General features: G+C 71.2%; 10 protein-coding genes. 6 read left to right on the forward strand and 4 right to left on the reverse strand.

The features are described from left to right. Window positions 1-44: 44 nt before the first annotated feature. The 3 genes from miv_RS06575 (at window position 45) to miv_RS06585 (ending at window position 6,563) form a co-directional block, all read left to right on the forward strand. A complete protein-coding gene (locus tag miv_RS06575) occupies window positions 45-2,180 on the forward strand; it encodes a TonB-dependent receptor (RefSeq protein WP_207181941.1) in 2,136 nt (711 codons plus the stop codon). Next, window positions 2,180-3,631 (forward strand): PepSY domain-containing protein, encoded by a 1,452-nt coding sequence (locus miv_RS06580; RefSeq protein WP_244748900.1) that lies wholly within the window; start codon window positions 2,180-2,182, stop codon window positions 3,629-3,631. Before miv_RS06575 ends, miv_RS06580 begins: the two co-directional genes overlap by 1 nt. A gap of 643 nt (window positions 3,632-4,274) precedes the next feature. Beyond that, window positions 4,275-6,563: a putative bifunctional diguanylate cyclase/phosphodiesterase gene (locus tag miv_RS06585; RefSeq protein ID WP_058618189.1), complete on the forward strand. Its 2,289-nt coding sequence runs from the start codon at window positions 4,275-4,277 to the stop codon at window positions 6,561-6,563. Window positions 6,564-6,717: 154 nt separating this feature from the next. Here miv_RS06585 and miv_RS06590 read toward each other — a convergent pair whose 3' ends face one another. Further along, window positions 6,718-7,722 carry a DMT family transporter gene (locus miv_RS06590; RefSeq protein ID WP_207181942.1) on the reverse strand — a complete coding sequence of 335 codons (1,005 nt, stop codon included), beginning with the start codon at window positions 7,720-7,722 and terminating at the stop codon, window positions 6,718-6,720. A gap of 28 nt (window positions 7,723-7,750) precedes the next feature. Then, the gene (locus miv_RS06595; protein WP_207181943.1) at window positions 7,751-8,641 is read right to left on the reverse strand and encodes a hypothetical protein; all 891 of its coding nucleotides are present in this window, start codon (window positions 8,639-8,641) and stop codon (window positions 7,751-7,753) included. 294 nt (window positions 8,642-8,935) lie between these two features. On the opposite strand from miv_RS06595, the gene miv_RS06600 reads away from it, so the two are divergent. From miv_RS06600 to miv_RS06610, 3 genes are read left to right on the forward strand one after another with little or no spacing between them, the layout of a single operon-like run. After that, on the forward strand, window positions 8,936-9,760 hold the full coding sequence (locus miv_RS06600; protein ID WP_207181945.1) for an FAD binding domain-containing protein: 825 nt from the start codon (window positions 8,936-8,938) through the stop codon (window positions 9,758-9,760). Next, window positions 9,757-12,504: a molybdopterin-dependent oxidoreductase gene (locus tag miv_RS06605; RefSeq protein WP_207181947.1), complete on the forward strand. Its 2,748-nt coding sequence runs from the start codon at window positions 9,757-9,759 to the stop codon at window positions 12,502-12,504. Before miv_RS06600 ends, miv_RS06605 begins: the two co-directional genes overlap by 4 nt. Next, window positions 12,495-13,850 carry an NCS2 family permease gene (locus miv_RS06610; protein WP_207181949.1) on the forward strand — a complete coding sequence of 452 codons (1,356 nt, stop codon included), beginning with the start codon at window positions 12,495-12,497 and terminating at the stop codon, window positions 13,848-13,850. The genes miv_RS06605 and miv_RS06610 overlap by 10 nt, the downstream gene beginning before the upstream one ends. 214 nt (window positions 13,851-14,064) lie before the next feature. On the opposite strand, the gene lexA is transcribed toward miv_RS06610, so the two are convergent. Together lexA and uvrB are read right to left on the reverse strand one after the other, a co-directional pair. Continuing rightward, window positions 14,065-14,817 (reverse strand): transcriptional repressor LexA, encoded by a 753-nt coding sequence (gene lexA, locus miv_RS06615; RefSeq protein WP_207181951.1) that lies wholly within the window; start codon window positions 14,815-14,817, stop codon window positions 14,065-14,067. A gap of 221 nt (window positions 14,818-15,038) precedes the next feature. After that, window positions 15,039-17,837: an excinuclease ABC subunit UvrB gene (gene uvrB, locus miv_RS06620; RefSeq protein WP_207181953.1), complete on the reverse strand. Its 2,799-nt coding sequence runs from the start codon at window positions 17,835-17,837 to the stop codon at window positions 15,039-15,041. Window positions 17,838-17,855 lie beyond the last annotated feature (18 nt).

Below are 17,855 nucleotides of genomic sequence, written 5' to 3' on the forward strand. Positions count from 1 at the left end.
GGGCTCGGATAGGGACGAGGCGCACGCCTGCCCCGGAACTCCGCATGTCCCCCCGTCGCGTCTCCCACCTCGTCCCCGTCGCCGCCCTCGCCGCTCCGCTGCTGGGCGCAATCCCCGCACTGGCCGACGAACTCCCGCTCGATGCCATCGACGTCGCCGGCCGCCGGAGCCGCGAGGTGGCGGCTCCCGGCCTCAACCTCGCGACGCCGGCGCGTTCCGGCAGCCGCCTCGGCCTCACCCCGCTCGAGACCCCGGCGAGCCTCGACGTCATCGGCGGCGAGACGATCCGGGCCCGGGGCCAGAACACCGTCGAGGAGGCGGTGACCCAGAACGCCGTCGGCATCACCAGCGTCGCCGGGCCCGGCAACGGCAACCTGTCCTTCGCCAGCCGCGGCTTCGTCGGGCCGAGCTCGGTGCAGCAGCTCTACGACGGCACCCGGCTCTATGTCGGGGTCGGCACCGTGACCTTCCCGTTCGACACCTGGTCGGCGGAGCGGATCGAGGTTTTGCGCGGGCCCGCCTCGGTGCTCTACGGCGAGGGCGCGATCGGCGGCATCATCAACGTGGTGCCGAAGAAGCCGGTCTTCGCCGCGATCGGCGAGGCGCGGGCGGCAATCGGCTCGGACGGCGTGGGGCGGCTCGCCCTCGACAGCGGCGGCCCGGTCGGCGAGGACCTGGCCTACCGGATCAACCTCAGCGGCAACCGGGCCGACGGCTGGGTCAAGCCCGACGGCGATTTCCGCAACCTCGCCCTCTCGGCGGCGATGACCTGGCGGGTGACGCCCGACCTGACCGTCAGCCTCTCGCACGATCTCGGCTACAACGAGCCGACCCGCTACTGGGGCTCGCCGCTCGTCGGCAACCGGGTGCCCGACCGGCTGCGTTTCACCAACTACAACATCCGGGATTCGCAGATCGCCTGGTTCGACAACTGGACGCAGCTGCGCACCGAGTGGAACCCCACCGCCGACATCACGGTGCGCAACACCGCCTACCGGCTCTCGACCGAGCGGCACTGGCGCGACGTCGAGCAGTACACCTACCAGCCGGCGACCGGCCTGATCGGCCGCAGCGACTACATCGAGATCTTCCACCACGAGGAGCAGATCGGGAACCGGCTCGACGCGACGTTCCGGGGCAGCCTGTTCGGCTTCAAGACCAGCACCGTCGTCGGCTTCGACGTCAACCACATCGCGTTCCGGCGCGACAGCAATGCGCCGTTCGGCGGCGAGAGCGCGGTCGACCCGTTCAACCCGGTCCCCGGCTCCTTCATCAACGTAGCGGGCACCCGCACCGACATCGTGTCGCGCACCCGCCAGGCCTCGGTCTTCGCCGAGAACCGGCTCGAATTCTCGCCCCAGCTCGCCCTGGTGACGGGGGTGCGCTACGACGCACCGACGGTGGCGGTGAACCGGCCGCTCGCAGGGGCCGCGTTCGAAAAGACCTTCGACTCGACGAGTTTCCGGGTCGGCGCCGTCTACACCCCGGTTCCGGATTTCGCGCTCTACGCGCAATACGCCACCGCCGCCGACCCGCTCGGCAGCCTGATCACCACCAGCGTGCCGCAATCGCAGTTCCGGCTCGCCACCGGCGAGCAGGTCGAGGCCGGCGCGAAGGGCCTGTTCGACGATGGCCGCGGCGAGTGGACGGTGGCGGCCTACCACATCGCCAAGGACAACCTGCTCTCGCCGATCCCCGGCCGGCCGACCGAGGTGGCGCAGGTCGGCAGCCAGTCCTCCCGCGGCGTCGAGGTCGCCTTCGCCTACCAGATCTCGGACGCCTGGCGCATCGAGGCCAACACCGCGCTGCTGAAGGCCCGCTACGACACCTTCTCGCAGAACACCGATGCGGGCCTGGTGTCGTTCGCCGGCAAGGTTCCGGTCGACGTGCCCCAGCGCGTCACCAACGTCTGGCTCGCCTACGCCTTCGCGCCGGGCTGGGTGGCGCGGGTCGGCGTCAACGATGTCGGGCCGGTGTTCAGCGACTTCGCCAACACGGCCAAGCGGCCATCCTACACGCTGGTGAACGCGACGCTCGACTGGCAGGTGACCCCGACCTCGCGCCTGTCGCTGCGCGGCTACAACCTCACCGACCAGATCTACGCGGTCTCGGGCAATCCCAATTCCTGGCTGCTCGGCCGGCCGCGCTCGGTCGAGCTCGCCTACCACGTCGTGTTCTGATGCGGATCGCGATGTCGGGGCCGGCGACGAAGGCGGCGGTCAAGCGGCTGAAGCGCTGGCTGCATCTCGGCCATCGCTGGCTCGGCATCGCCACCGGCCTCCTGATCCTCCTCTGGTTCGGATCCGGCCTGGTGATGCTGTGCGTCGGCTTCCCGACCCTCACCGAGGGCGAGCGGCTCGGTGCCCTGCCGCCGCTCGCCCCCGCCGGGGTGCGGATCACCCCGCAGGCGGCGGTCGAGCGGGCGGGCCTCGCGCACTTCCCCACCCGGCTGACGCTCGCGATGCGGGGCGGGGAGCCGGTCTACTGGATCACCGATACCGACGGGCGCCGGCGGGCCCTGTCGGCGGCGACCGGCGATCCCGTGCCCCGGCTGACCGCCGAGAGCGCGACGGCGCTCGCCGCCACCCATCCGGCGGCCCGCGCCGTCACCGATCGCGGCACGGTGACCCGCGACCAGTGGACGGTGACGGCGCGCTACGATCCCTTGCGGCCGTTCCGCGTGGTGGCGCTCGGCGATCCGGCCGGGACCGAGCTCTACCTGTCTGCGGCGACGGGCGAACTCGCCCTCGACACCACCCGCACCGAGCGGGTGTGGAACTGGCCCGGCGCCGTCACCCACTGGATCTACCTGACGCCGCTCCGCGCGCGGGCGGGCCTGTGGCAGGACGTGGTCCTGTGGGTCTCCGGCATCGCGCTCGCCGGAGCCGTGAGCGGCTACGTCCTCGGCTTCGTCCGGCTGATGCACGACCGGCTGACGCCCTATCGCGGCTGGGCCGCCTGGCACCACCTCGCCGGGGTGGCGGGAGGGCTCGTCGTCGTCACCTTCCTCCTCAGCGGCTGGCTGTCGATGAACCCGCGCGGCTGGTTCGGTCCGCGTGGCGCCGATGCCGCCATGCGGGCGGCCTATGCCGGGCAGACGGCACCGATCTTCCCCCTCGGCCTCGACGCCCTGGCGCGGGCCCCCGCCGGCACCGTCGCGCTCGACTTCGCCTGGATCGGCGGGCGGCCCGTCATCCTCGCCTCCGGCCCGGGGGGCACGGCGCCGTGCTGCGGCACCGCGCTCCCCCCGGAGGCGATCGTTACCGCCGCCCGGGCGATGCTGCCGGGGGCGCGGCTGCGATCGGTCACCCGGCTCGAGGCACCGGACGCGTACTGGTACGACCGCCACGGCGCACCCACGCTGCCGGTCCTGCGCCTCGCCTTCGACGATCCGGCCGGCACCTGGTTCCACCTCGATCCCGCCACCGGGGCGATCCTGGGACGGACCGATCGCAGCGGCCGGGCCAACCGCTGGCTGTTCGATGCCCTCCATACCCTCGATGCCGGCCCGCTGGCCCGGAACCCGCCCCTGCGCCTCGCACTGATCGTCGCCCTGTCCGCACTGGGCCTCGTCATCGCGACGAGCGGCACGGTCCTCGGCTGGCGCCGCCTGCGCCGCCGGCGCGCTTGACGTGGCACACCCTGCCGGCCGATCGCGGCCGTTATCGGCACGATCGGCAATCACACGGAGAGTTGGCCACGCGCGCGGCAATGTTCAAAGCCTTCGCCAGGGACCGGATACCATTGGATCGCCTGGATGCCTCTGGCAGACATTTTTCTATTCATGTGAATACGCTCATAGCCCGGCCGGATCGGTCGCCAAATCGTTTCCAGGATGATGCTCGCCTGGCCGCGGATCGGGACGGGCAGGATCGCAGGCGATGCATCGCATGACGCACGATCGACTGGCGAGAGGGCATGACATCGAGACGAAAGGCGCGCGATGCACCCGCCCGTCGATCTACAACGCGAACGAAGGCACTGAAACAATCGCTACCAATGGTTGCAATTCCAGCTCTCGACTTTGACCGCGTCGATGAACGCACGCCATGACCTGCATGGTGCAACAATCCTGCCCGTCTGAACCATGACGGACGAAGCTATACCGCGCAGCGGCACCGGATAGACCAAGCAGATCGGACCCGAAAACCTCGTCGTCGCAAGCTATGCCTTTGGACCAGCACGCGAAAATGTCGGAATAGGATGATCGGATTCAGATCCCGATAACTTTCACGGCGCATGATCGGCGGACTGACACCGCTGGACGAGCCGGGATGGCCGTGTACCTCAAGCAATTTCCCAGGTTCCTGGCGGAGCGCCGCGGGCCGGTGATCCTCGGCCTGATCGTGGTGCTCCTGCTCTGGCTCGGCGTCGCGGCCAAGCACGTGAACGACCTGCGCGGCGCGTTGCAGGATTCCGAGCGCACCACCCACAATTTCGCGATGGTGTTCGAGGAGAACGTGCTGCGCTCGATCGGCGAGATCGACAAGGCGCTGCTCTACATGCGGCGCAGCATCGAGAGCCGCGCCGGCCGGGAGGATTACGGTACGATCGTCAACACGACCGACCTCCTGAGCGAGATCATCGTGCAGGTGGCGATCATCGGGCGCGACGGCGTGATGCGGGCGACCAATGTCGGCCCGCAGCCGCCGCCGGCCACCGACCTCAGCGACCGCGACCATTTCCGCGCCCAGGTCGAGAACCCGGACGACGCCCTCTACATCAGCCGGCCGGTGATCGGACGGGCGAGCGGCCGGGTCTCGGTGCAGTTCAGCCGCCGCTTCCTCGGGCCGGACGGCCAGTTCGGCGGCGTGGTGGTGGCCTCGCTCAACCCGAGCCATCTGACCCAGTTCTACGACAAGATCGACCTCGGCAGCCCGGCCTCGATCTCGCTGATCGGCAGCGACGGGGTGGTGCGCTCGAGCGGCGGCGCCGGCGGCGGCTTCGGGGTCGGCGCCGACCTCTCTCGGACCGAGACCTACCAGAAGATCCGCTCGGGCCGCTCCGGCACCTTCACCCTCGCGATGCCCGACGGGGCCGAGCCGCGGCTGGTGACGATCCGCAAGGTGCGCGAGCAGCCGCTCTGGGTGAGCGTCAGCGTGCCGGAGGCCGAGATCTACCGCGATGCCCAGGCGACCCTGCGGATCGACGCCATCGCGGCGGCGCTGATCACCCTCCTCGTCGGGATCGCGGTGGAGAAGCTCCTGCGCATCGAGGCCAAGCGCTCCGAGGCCGAGGCCCGGGTCGCGCGCCTGGCCTCGCTCGACCCCCTCACCGACCTGCCGAACCGCCGGGTGTTCCGTGCCTCGCTCGAGGCGGTGGCCGCCAAGGGGGTCCCCCCCGGCAGCGCCCGGTACGCGGTGCTGTTCCTCGACCTCGACCGCTTCAAGATCGTCAACGACACCCTCGGCCACAAGATCGGCGACGACCTGCTCCAGGCGGTGGCCGTGCGGCTGGCCGCCACGCTCGCGCCCGGCCAGGTCCTGGCGCGCCTGGGCGGCGACGAGTTCGCGCTGCTGGTGCCGCATGTCGGCGACCGGGCCGATCTCGCGACCCTCGCGGCGCGCATCGCCGAGGTGGTCCTGCCGCCCTTCGAGATCGGCAGCCACCAGATCCGCTCGAGCGTCAGCATCGGCATCGCGGTCGGACCCGAGGACGGCGCGAATGCCGACGACATCCTGATCGCCGCCGATCTCGCGCTCTACGCCGTGAAGGCGGGCAAGCGCGGCACCTTCCAGTTCTACGACCGCCAGATGAGCGAGGGGCTGGACGACCGGCGCCAGCTCGAGACCGACCTGCGCCGGGCGATCGAGCGGGGCGAGCTGGAGCTGCACTACCAGCCCTCCGTCGTCCTCAAGACCGGCGAGATCGCCGGGTTCGAGGCGCTGGCGCGCTGGCGCCACCCGGTGCGGGGCAACGTCCCGCCCACGACCTTCATCTCGATCGCGGAGGAATGCGGCCTCATCCACGCCATCGGCGAGTGGTCCCTGGCCGAGGCCTGCCGCAAGGCCGCGACCTGGCCCGACCGCCTGAAGATCGCCGTGAACCTGTCGCCGGTGCAGTTCGCCGGCCCGGACCTCGTCGGGATGGTGCGCGGGGTCCTGGAGCGCACCGGACTGCCGGCCCACCGCCTCGAGCTCGAGATCACCGAGCAGATGCTGCTCGACAGCGGCGAGGCGACGCTCGCCATCCTGCGCGACCTCAAGGCGCTGGGCCTGCGCGTCGCGATGGACGATTTCGGCACCGGCTATTCCTCGCTCAACTACCTGAGGAGCTTCCCGTTCGACCGCATCAAGGTCGATCGCAGCTTCGTCACCGGGCTCGGCTCCGGAGCCCAGAACGCCGCGATCATCCGGGCGGTCATCGACATCGCCCGGGCGCTCGGCATGCGCACCACCGCCGAGGGGGTGGAGACAGCCGACCAGCAGCACGTCCTGTCGCTGCTCGGCTGCGACGAGGTCCAGGGCTACCTGTTCAGCCGCCCGGTTCCGGCCGAGGAGGCGCAGGCCCTGATCACCCGCTGGCGCCCCGAGGACCGGCGCGCGACGACGCGGGCGGCCTGATCCGTCCCGCATCGGGGCGGCACGACCCGGGATCGACGGCGCGAACGGCAAAGCCCGGTCGCGCGCGGGAGAGGACGGCACACGAAAAGCCGGAGGTCCGACACGGCGGATCTCCGGCTTTTCGTCCTTTGACGGCCCCGGCGGGGCAGGCCCTTCAGCGCGTCGCGGGCTTACGGCGCAGCGCTGTCGCCCACCGGTGCATCGCCCGCCCCACCGCCCGACCGGGGAGCCCGAGGGGCGAGCGGCCGCGGCGCGTCCAGGTCTCGTGCCACAGGAGCAGGGCGCCCGCCGCCACCACGATCACGCCGCCGACGACGAGGTGCAGGTTCGGGACCTCGCCGAAGGCGAGGTAGCCGAGGGCCATGCCCCAGACCAGCATCAGGTAGTAGAACGGCGACACCGCGGTGGCCGGCGCCGCGGACAGGGCCCGGGTCCAGAGATACTGCGCGCCGACATTCGAGGCGCCGAGCAGCCCGAACAGGGCGGCGTCGGGCAGGCTCGGCCAGCGGAAGCCGAAGGCGAGCAGCGCCGCGTGCGCGGCGGTCATCACGGCCATCTGCCAGATCAGCAGGGTGCCGGGCCTCTCGGTCTTGGCCATGCCCCGCACCGCCACCGTGACGGTGCCGTACATCACGGCATTGCCGAGCGCGAACAGGGCGCCGACCTGGAGCGAGTCGGCGCCCGGATTGGTCACCACGAGCACCCCGAGGAAGCCCACCACCAGGACGGCCCAGCGCACCGGGTCCGACGCCTCCTTGTGCCAGAGGATCGCCACCACGGCGGCGAAGAGCGGGGCCGAGAAGCCGATCGCCGTCACTCCGGCGAGGGGCATCAGGCCGAGGGCCAGCACCGTCAGCGTCTGCGAGATCGCCTGGGACAGGCCGCGGGCGACGTGGGCGCCGGGCTTGGCGGTGCGGAACACCGACAGACCGGTCGCCGGCAGCATGAAGGCGCAGACCAGCCCGAAGGCGATCGAGGAGCGCAGGAACATCACCTCGCCGACGGGATAATGCGCGACGAGGTGCTTCGAGAACGCGTTCGATAGGGTCAGCAGCACCGTCGCCCCGATCATCAGCGCGATTCCGAGGGGGACGTTGTCGGCGGGACGGCCGGTGACGGCGGGACGATCGGCGGCCTGAGGGCGGGCGGCGCTCTGCATGGTCGGGCTCTCCGAGGCCGTCGCCGGATCAGGCGGAGGTCTGCGCGACCGGGTGGGCGTCCATGAACCAGGGCTTCACCCCGACGCCGCGGCGCAGGGAGTACATGTAGAAGATCGGCATCGTGGCCGGGAACAGGTCGCGGAACTCGCTGCCGTTGAAGGTGACGAAGACCGCCTCCGGGAAGGCCGCCGCGACGGCGCGCTTCTCGACCATGTTCATGCGGTGGTAGTCGAGGGCACCCTGCTCGGTGGAGCCCTCGCCGCGGTACCACTTGGCCGCGCAGGCGATCAGGCTCGCCAGGATCTCGCCGGACGGCTCCTCCTCGGCGGCGGCGGCGCCGATCTCCCGGGCGAAGGCGACGACGTCGCTGAGCCGGGTGCTGGCGAAGCCGCGGGCCTGGGCGGCGGCATCGATGGCGTCGAAATAGGCATTCATCGCCGCGGCCGGATGCCCGTTCAGCGTCGCGTGGGTGTCGGTGAAGATCAGCCGGAAGACCGCGCCCGGAGCGTAGACCTGGCGCACCCGCTCGGCGAGCTGGCCGAGATAGTCGAGGCAGGCGAGGTCCGGCGCGGCGATCTCGGCGCGCGGGCCCTTGCCCCAGTAGAGCACGAACTCGATCGGACGCCCGGCCTCGGCCGCCGCCTCGACCATCGGCACCAGACGCTCGGCGTTGCCGGGCTGCTCGCGCTTGAACGCCCAGGTGTTGAACGCCTTGATGACCGCGTCGGCATCGACGGGCTTCGAAGCCGCCGACTTGCGGCCGGACTTGCCGCTGGACTTGCCGCCGGACTTGCCCGACCGGGCGGCGGGCCCGTCCTGCCGCTGGTGCGAACTGGCCGATACCAGTTCGACCGCCTCCGACGCGGCGGCGGGAGCGTCGATGACGCTCGGGGAGCGCGGCGCCATGTCCTTCGTCATGATTGCGGACGGCACCGCGTGATCGAAAGTAATCTTGCTAAGGGTAGACATGGCGCCGACCTGTTCATCGTCCGGTATGCGCGAAAAATGTATTAATGACCTATTAAAGTCAAACGGATTGCTGACAAATAGTTAACGCGCCCTCGTAAAAGGATGTTCGCCGGCTCAGGAACGGGGCCCGGGCGGCCCGGACCGCGGCCGCCGCCACGTCGCAGCCGCGCTGGACAGGATCTTGCCTTATGGTGAGGCAGGCCCCGCCCGGGGCCGCGCCCCGGAGGATCGCGGGAACGACGCATGGACCTCGACAGCATCACGGAGGTGGTGGCCCCCCGCGCCCGCGACGCGCTGCCGGCGTGGCGGCCGGGCGACGCCTGGCTCGCCGGGGGGACCTGGCTCTTCTCCGAGCCGCAGGACGGGATCGCCCGGCTCATCGACCTGCCCTCCCTCGGCTGGGAGCCGCTCGCGGTGGATGATGCAGGCGTGCGGATCGCCGCGACCTGCCCCATCGCGGCCCTCGACCGGCTCGCGCTGCCGCCGGCCTTCCGGGCGGCGCCCCTCGTCGGCCAGTGCTGCCGGGCGCTCCTCGGCTCGTTCAAGGTCTGGAACGCCGCGACCGTCGGCGGCAACCTGTGCCTCGCGCTGCCGGCCGGGCCGATGATCGCGCTGACGGTCGCGCTCGACGGCGTGGGGCTGATCTGGACGCCGGAGGGCGGCGAGCGGCGCCTCCCCGTCCGCGATCTGGTGCTCGGGCCGCAGGAGACGGCGCTCCGCCCCGGCGAGATCCTGCGCCGCATCGACCTGCCGGCGGCCGCCCTCGGCCGCCGCACCGCCTTCCGGCGGATCTCGCTCAGCCCCAACGGCCGCTCGGGCGCCCTGGTGATCGCCACCCTGGATTCCGCCGGCGCCTTCGCCCTCACGGTGACGGCCGCGACCCGGCGCCCGGTGCGGATCGACCGGCCCGCCCCGCCCTCGGCCGAGACATTGCAGGCGGCGCTTGCCGCCGCGATCCCCGACGGGCTCTGGTACGACGACGTCCACGGCGCGCCCGACTGGCGCCGCCACGTCACCGGCCTCCTCGCCGAGGAGGCCCGGGCCGAGCTCGCGGGAGGCCGCGCATGAGACTGACGGTCAACGGCACGAGCCACGAGGTCGCGCCCCGGCCCGGCCAATCCCTGCGCACCCTGCTGCGCGAACTCGGCTGGTTCGGGGTCAAGAAGGGCTGCGACGCGGGCGATTGCGGCGCCTGCACGATCCATCTCGACGGCGAACCGCTTCATGCCTGCCTGGTGCCGGCCTTCCGGGCGGCGGAGCGCCAGGTCACCACGGTCGAGGGCCTGGCGGGCCCCTGCGCGCCCGGGGACGGCGTGCCGGACGCGCTCCACCCGGTCCAGGCGGCCTTCGTCGCCGCGCAAGGATTCCAGTGCGGGTTCTGCACCCCCGGCATGGTGATGACGGCGGCCGCCCTCGACCAGGGCCAGAGCCGCGACCTGCCGGCGGCGCTCAAGGGCAACCTGTGTCGCTGCACCGGCTACCGGTCGATCGCGGACGCGATCGCGGGCATCGCCGACGCCGCCGCGGGGGTGGACGGATCGCCGACGGCGCCCTGCCGGCACAGCCCCCCGGCCCCGGCCAGCGCCGCCGTGGTGAGCGGGCGGGCCCGCTACACCCTCGACCGCGACCTGCCGGGCGCGCTCCATCTCAAGGTGCTGCGCTCGCCCCATCCCCATGCGCGGATCGTCCGCATCGACACCGCGGCGGCCCTGGCGGTGCCGGGCGTCGTGCGGGTGCTGACCCATGCGGACGCGCCGGACCGGCTCTTCTCCACGGGCCGGCACCAGAACCCGGGCGACGATGCCAGCGACACGCGGGTGCTCGATCCGGTCCTGCGCTTCGTCGGCCAGCGCGTCGCCGCGGTGCTCGCCGAGACGGAGGCCGCCGCCGCCGCCGGCTGCCGGGCCTTGATCGTGGACTACGAGGTGCTGCCGGCCTGCCTCGATCCCGAGCGGGCGCTCGACCCCGACGCCCCCCTGGTCCACGGCGCGCGGCCGACGGGCGAGGACGCGCCGCCGCTCCATCCCCATCCCAACCTGGCCGCCGAGGCGCATGGCGAGATCGGCGACGTGGCCGCCGGTCTCGCGGCCGCCGACGTGGTGCACGAGGGCACCTACCGCTCGCAGCGGATCCAGCACGCGCATCTGGAGACCCATGCGGCGATGGGCTGGCGCGACCCGGACGGGCGCCTCGTCCTCCGCTCCAGCACCCAGGTGCCGTTCCTCACCCGCGACGCCCTCTGCGCCCTGTTCGATCTCCCGCGCGAAAAGGTCCGGGTCGAGTGCGGCCGGGTCGGCGGCGGCTTCGGGGCTAAGCAGGAGATGCTGACCGAGGATCTGGTGGCGCTGGCCGTGCTGGCCACCGGCCGGCCGGTCCGCTGGGAGCTGACCCGCACCGAGCAGTTCACCGCCACCACCACCCGCCACCCGATGCGGGTGCGGGTGCGCCTCGGCGCCCGGGCCGACGGCACCCTGACGGCGATCGATCTCCAGGTGCTGTCGAATACCGGCGCCTACGGCAACCATGCCGGCGGCGTGCTGCATCACGGCTGCAACGAGGTGATCGCGGTCTATCGCTGCGCCAACAAGCGGGTCGACGGCTATGCCGTCCACACCCACACCCTGCCGGCCGGCGCCTTTCGCGGCTACGGGTTGAGCCAGACCATCTTCGCGGTCGAATCCGCCATGGACGAGCTCGCCCGCGCGCTCGACCTCGACCCGTTCGAGCTGCGGCGGCGCAACGTCGTCCGCCCCGGCGACCCGATGGTGTCGACGAGCCTGGAGCCGCACGACGTCCGGTACGGCAGCTACGGCCTCGACCAATGCCTCGACGCGGTCGCGGCGTCCCTGGCCGAGCCCCCTCCCCCCGCCCCGGCGGGCTGGCGCACGGGATCGGGCATGGCGCTGTCGATGATCGACACCATCCCGCCGCGGGGCCACTTCGCCGAGGCGCGGATCGCGCTCGCGGATGGCCGCTACGTCCTGCATGTCGGCACGGTGGAGTTCGGCAACGGCACCTCGACGGTGCACGGCCAGATCGCCGCGGAGGTTCTCGCCACCACGCCGGACCGCATCGTCCTGCGCCAGGGCGACACCGACGCGGTCGGGCATGATACCGGCGCCTATGGCAGCACCGGCATCGTGGTCGCCGGCCAGGCGACGTGGCGCGCCGCCGACAGCCTGGCCGCGCTGCTGCGGAGGCGCGCCGCCGCCCGGCTCGGCGTCGATCCCGCCGCCTGCCGGCTCGACGGCGACGGCGTGAGCGCGGGAGACGCCCGGGTGAGGCTCGCCGATCTCGGCCCCGCGGAGGCGGCGGGGCACGCCGACGGCAGCCCGCGCTCGGTGGCGTTCAACGTCCAGGGCTTCCAGGTCGCGGTGCGGCCGGAGACCGGCGAGGTGCGGATTCTGCGAAGCGTCCACGCCGCCGATGCCGGCCGGGTGATGAACCCGGTCCAGTGCCGCGGCCAGATCGAGGGCGGCGTCGCCCAGGCGCTGGGCGCGGCGCTCTACGAGGACCTGGCGATCGACGCCGGGGGCCGGGTCGCGACCCCGACCTTCCGCACCTATCACATCCCGGCCCTCGCCGACGTGCCGCGCACCGAGGTGATCTTCGCCGACACCCATGACGCGGTCGGGCCGCTCGGCGCCAAGTCGATGAGCGAGAGCCCGTTCAACCCCGTGGCGGCGGCGCTCGCCAACGCCATCCGGGACGCGACCGGCGCGCGGCTGACCGCGACGCCGTTCGCGCCCGACCGGATCTTCCGACAGATCAGCACCACGACCCAGAGCGGCGAGGAGGAGCGATGGACCTGAAGCGCGACGACGGCCTGACCCGGCCGACCGGTTCCTCCGGAGGCGGGTTCCTGGAGCGCACCTTCGCGCTCTCGGCCCACGGCACCACCATACGCACCGAGCTGCTCGCCGGGCTCACCACCTTCCTGACGATGGCCTACATCGTCTTCGTCAACCCCAACATCCTGGGCGATGCCGGGATGCCGAAGGGGGCGGTGTTCGTCGCGACCTGCCTCGTCGCGGCGATCGGCTCGCTGGTGATGGCGTTCTACGCCAACTACCCGATCGCGCTCGCGCCCGGCATGGGGCTCAACGCCTACTTCGCCTACGTGGTGGTGCTCCAGATGGGCTACACCTGGCAGGCGGCGCTCGGCGCGGTGTTCATCTCCGGCCTGTGCTTCATGGCCGTCACGCTGACGGGGCTACGCCGGATCATCGTCGACGGCATCCCGCGATCGATGCGCATCGCCATCACGGTCGGCATCGGGCTGTTTCTCGCGATCATCGCGCTGAAGAGCGCCGGCGTGGTGGCGGCGAGCCCGGCGACCTTCGTGACGCTCGGCGACCTGCACAAGCCGAGCGCGGTGCTGGCAGTGCTGGGCTTCCTGATCGTCGCGGTGCTCTCGGTGCGCAAGATCCGCGGCGCGCTGCTCGCCGGCATCCTCACCGTCACGGCGTTGAGCTTCATCGTCGCCGACAACACTTTCCAGGGCGTCGCCTCGCTGCCGCCCTCGATCGCCCCGACGCTGTTCGCCCTCGACATCAAGGGTGCCCTGTCGGGCGGCCTGCTCAACGTGATCCTGGTGTTCTTCCTCGTCGAATTGTTCGACGCCACCGGCACGCTGATGGGCGTCGCCAACCGGGCGGGACTGCTTACCCAAGGCAAGATGGAGCGCCTCGACAAGGCGCTGATGGCGGATTCGTCCTCGATCTTCGTCGGCTCGCTGCTCGGCACGTCGAGCACCACGGCGTATCTGGAGAGCGCGTCCGGCGTCGAGGAGGGCGGCCGCACCGGGCTCACCGCCGCAACGGTGGCGGTCCTGTTCCTGGCCTGCCTGTTCTTCGCGCCGCTCGCCGGCTCGGTCCCGGCCTATGCCACGGCCCCGGCCCTGTTCTACGTCGCCTGCCTGATGCTGCACGAATTGGTCGATCTCGACTGGGACGACCTGACCGAGGTGCTGCCGGCCTGCGTGACGGCACTTCTGATGCCCTTCACCTACTCGATCGCCAACGGCGTCGCCTTCGGCTTCATCACCTACGCGGTGATCAAGCTGCTCACCGGGCGGTTCCGGGAGGTGAAGCCGGTGGTGTGGGTGATCGCGGCGGTGTTCCTGTTCAAGTTCGTGGCGACGGGGAGCGCGCATTGACGGGCGCTACCGCTCCAACCCTCCCCCCTCTGCGGGGGAGGGTGCCCCGCGAAGCGGGGCGGGAGAGGGGACGCCGCCTCCGGAAAAGACTGAACCGTTCTGACGGGCACTCCCTGGATCAGCGTCGCGCTGCCCCTCTCCCGGCCCCTAATGACGCAGGGTCCACCCTCCCCCGCAGAGGGGGGAGGGTTTCAGCGCCTGACTGGAAGACCTCTCAGTACTTCCGGACCAAACTCACCAGCCGGCCCTGGATCCGCACCCGGTCCGGCCCGAGCACCCGGGTCTCGTAGGCCGGGTTGGCGGCTTCCAGCGCGATCGACGAGCCGCGGCGGCGCAGGCGCTTCAGGGTCGCCTCCTCGTCGTCGATCAGCGCGACGATGATGTCGCCGGTATTGGCGGTCTCCTGGCGGCGGATCACCACGAGGTCGCCGTCGAGGATGCCGGCCTCGATCATCGAGTCGCCGCGCACCTCCAGGGCGTAGTGTTCGCCGCTGGCCAAAAAGTCCGGCGACATCGCCACCGTGCGGCTCTGGCTCTGGATCGCCGAGATCGGCGTACCGGCGGCGATCCGGCCCATCACCGGCACGCTGACCGAGTGACCGTTCTCGTCCGAGGCGGTCGCCATGGCGGGAATGCCGGCGGGCCGCTTCGGCTCGTGGGCGCGCCCACCCTCGACGACGCTCGGGTTGAACCGCACCACCTCGGCCCCGGCCGCGGGCGCCGTCGCCGTCGCCGTCGCCGGCCCCGTCACCGTGTCGGGAATGCGGATCACCTCGATCGCCCGGGCCCGGTTCGGCAGGCGGCGCAGGAAGCCGCGCTCCTCCAGGGCGGTGATCAGGCGGTGGATGCCCGATTTCGACTTGAGGTCGAGGGCGTCCTTCATCTCGTCGAAGGACGGCGGGACTCCCGTCTCGCGCATTCTCTGCTGAATGAAGCGGAGCAGGTCCAACTGCTTACGCGTGAGCATGTGACACTCTCATCCCCGCGCTGCCGCGCTCCGGAAACAAATCGCGAACATGGTAAGCGTTCCGCAAGTGTTCCGCAAGCGGCTTCGAGAAAGCGGCGCGCGGCCGCAGCAACCGGGGTGATAGACGGGGATATCGCGGGTCGAACGGACGATGAGCCGTGCCCCGCGCGGGGTCCGACCGGCGCGGGGACTGTCCACCGCACCGGCCTCTTGCATGGGCCTCAGCCCCGGCCCTTGCGCCCCTTGTATTTCGGCTTCTGGCCCGGGAAGCCTTGCGTCGAGCGGCCGGTCGGGCGCTCGGCATAGGAGAACGGCACCTCGCGGTCGGTGCCCGGGCCCATGTCGTCGAGGTCGGGCTGGCGGATGCGGGTGCCCTCGTCCGAGGTGCCCTTGCCGCCCGGGCCGTAGCCCAAGGGCTCCGCGCCGCGCCGCTTGCGCTTGGCGCCGAAGCGGCCGGCCTCGCGCTCGACGTCGGCCTGCTCGGCCATCGGATCGTCGGCGATGGCGAGCTCGGTCGCCTGGAGCCGCTTGAGCTCGTCGCGCAGGCGCGCCGCCTCCTCGAAGTCGAGATCGGCGGCCGCCGTCCGCATCCTTTTCTCGAGATCGGCCATCACGGCCTTGAGGTTGTGGCCCACCGTGACGGCGGATTTGGCGAGCCCCGTATCGACCTGGACGTGGTCGCGCTCGTAGACGCTCTCCAGGATGTCGGAGATGTTGCGCTTCACGCTCTGGGGCGTGATGCCGTGCTCCTCGTTATAGGCGAGCTGCTTCTTGCGCCGGCGCTCGGTCTCGGCCATCGCCCGCTCCATCGAGCCGGTGATGTGGTCGGCATAGAGGATGCAGCGGGCGTCGGCGTTGCGGGCGGCGCGGCCGATGGTCTGGATCAGCGAGGTCTCGGAGCGCAGAAAGCCCTCCTTGTCGGCGTCGAGGATGCCGACGAGGGCGCATTCCGGGATGTCGAGGCCCTCGCGCAGGAGGTTGATGCCGATGAGCACGTCGAAGGCGCCGAGCCGCAGGTCGCGGATGATCTCGATCCGCTCCAGCGTGTCGATGTCGGAGTGCATGTAGCGCACCCGCACGCCGTTCTCGTGCAGGTACTCGGTCAGGTCCTCGGCCATGCGCTTGGTGAGCGTGGTCACGAGGGTGCGGTAGCCGGCGGCGGCCACCTCCTTCACCTCGCCGAGCAGGTCGTCGACCTGCGAGCGGGCCGGGCGCACCTCGATCACCGGATCGACGAGGCCGGTCGGGCGGATGACCTGCTCGGCGAAGACGCCGCCGGTCTGTTCCAGCTCCCACTTCGCCGGCGTCGCCGAGACGTGGATCGATTGCGGGCGCATCGCGTCCCATTCCTCGAACCGCAGGGGGCGGTTGTCGAGGCAGGAGGGCAGCCGGAAGCCGTATTCGGCGAGCGTCGCCTTGCGGCGGAAGTCGCCCCGGTACATGCCGCCGATCTGCGAGACCGTGACGTGGCTCTCGTCGGTGAAGACCAGCGCGTTGTCGGGCAGGTACTCGAACAGGGTCGGCGGCGGCTCGCCGGGCTTGCGGCCGGTGAGGTAGCGCGAATAGTTCTCGATGCCGTTGCAGGCCCCCGTTGCCTCGATCATCTCGAGATCGAAGGTGCAGCGCTGCTCCAGGCGCTGGGCCTCGATCAGCCGGCCCATCCGGGTCAGCTCCTCGACCCGCCACTTCAGCTCGTCCTTGATGCCCTTCACCGCCTGCTGGAGGGTCGGGCGCGGCGTCACGTAGTGGCTGTTGGCGTAGACCTTGACGAATTTCAGCGTGTTGAGGGTCTTGCCGGTCAGCGGGTCGAACTCGGAGATCGCCTCGATCTCGTCGCCGAACAGCCCGATGCGCCAGCCGCGATCCTCCAGGTGGGCCGGCCACAGCTCGATCACGTCGCCGCGGACCCGGAAGGTGCCGCGGGCGAAATCGGACTGGATGCGCTTGTACTGCAGAGCCACCAGATCGGCGACGAGCTGGCGCTGCTCGATCTTCTCGCCGAGCGAGACCGTGAACGACATCGCCGTATAGGTCTCGACCGAGCCGATACCGTAGATGCACGACACCGAGGCGACGATGATGACGTCGTCGCGCTCCAGGAGCGCCCGGGTGGCCGAGTGGCGCATCCGGTCGATCTGCTCGTTGATCGAGGATTCCTTCTCGATGAAGGTGTCGGAGCGCGCGACGTAGGCCTCGGGCTGGTAATAATCGTAGTAGGAAACGAAATATTCGACTGCGTTGTCGGGAAAGAAGCTCTTGAACTCGCCGTAGAGCTGCGCCGCCAGAGTCTTGTTCGGGGCGAGGATCAGGGCCGGGCGCTGGGTCTCCTCGATGACCTTGGCCATCGTGAAGGTTTTTCCCGAGCCCGTCACGCCGAGGAGCACCTGATCGCGCTCCTGCCCCTGGATGCCGGCCACCAGCTCGGCGATGGCGCGGGGCTGGTCGCCGGCCGGGGTGAACTCGGAATTCAGCCGGAACGGGACGCCGCCCTCGGATTTCTGCGGCCGCTCGGGCCGGTGCGGACGCCACAATTCGCCGTTCTTGAACAGCGGGTTGCCCTCGGTGAGGAGTTTGGTCAGCGCGTCGACCGTGGCCGAGACGCCCTCGGCGGCCAGCGACCCGCGCTCCTCCACCGCCTCGGACGGATCGAGGCCGCCGGCGGCCTCGGGCTCGCGCAGGCCGAGGGCCTGGGCGAGCCTGGGATCGACATCCGCCGCCGTGCCGTGCGCGAAGGCGGCCTGCGGCGCCTCGCCGAAGCCGTCGGGAGCCGACGTTTCGGCCCGCTTCGTGCGACGCGCGGGTTTCGCTTCCGAGACCGGGCCGGGCGCTGGCTTCGCCGCCGCGGCATCCTTGCGCGGGCGGCCCCGCTTGGGCGGCTCGGGCGGGGGCGGCTCGACGACGGGCAGGCGGTCGCGGTTCAGCGCCGGGTTCAGCAACTCGGCGAGGAAAGGGTCCAGCGGCTTCAGCTCGGGCTTCGAGGCCTTGCCGGTCGACGGGCGGAGCTTCTTCGGGGCGGGCATGCGGCAGATATGGCAAGC

The sequence above is a fragment of the Methylobacterium indicum genome, from assembly GCF_017347565.1.
Classification (GTDB): Bacteria; Pseudomonadota; Alphaproteobacteria; order Rhizobiales; family Beijerinckiaceae; genus Methylobacterium; species Methylobacterium indicum.

Bases quoted from the DNA above. Each gene is read 5' to 3' on its own strand.
- miv_RS06575 (WP_207181941.1), top strand. From the start codon at position 45: ATGTCCCCCCGTCGCGTCTCCCACCTCGTCCCCGTCGCCGCCCTCGCC.
- miv_RS06580 (WP_244748900.1), top strand. From the start codon at position 2,180: ATGCGGATCGCGATGTCGGGGCCGGCGACGAAGGCGGCGGTCAAGCGG.
- miv_RS06585 (WP_058618189.1), top strand. From the start codon at position 4,275: ATGGCCGTGTACCTCAAGCAATTTCCCAGGTTCCTGGCGGAGCGCCGC.
- miv_RS06590 (WP_207181942.1), bottom strand. From the start codon at position 7,722: ATGCAGAGCGCCGCCCGCCCTCAGGCCGCCGATCGTCCCGCCGTCACC.
- miv_RS06595 (WP_207181943.1), bottom strand. From the start codon at position 8,641: ATGACGAAGGACATGGCGCCGCGCTCCCCGAGCGTCATCGACGCTCCC.
- miv_RS06600 (WP_207181945.1), top strand. From the start codon at position 8,936: ATGGACCTCGACAGCATCACGGAGGTGGTGGCCCCCCGCGCCCGCGAC.
- miv_RS06605 (WP_207181947.1), top strand. From the start codon at position 9,757: ATGAGACTGACGGTCAACGGCACGAGCCACGAGGTCGCGCCCCGGCCC.
- miv_RS06610 (WP_207181949.1), top strand. From the start codon at position 12,495: ATGGACCTGAAGCGCGACGACGGCCTGACCCGGCCGACCGGTTCCTCC.
- lexA (WP_207181951.1), bottom strand. From the start codon at position 14,817: ATGCTCACGCGTAAGCAGTTGGACCTGCTCCGCTTCATTCAGCAGAGA.
- uvrB (WP_207181953.1), bottom strand. From the start codon at position 17,837: ATGCCCGCCCCGAAGAAGCTCCGCCCGTCGACCGGCAAGGCCTCGAAG.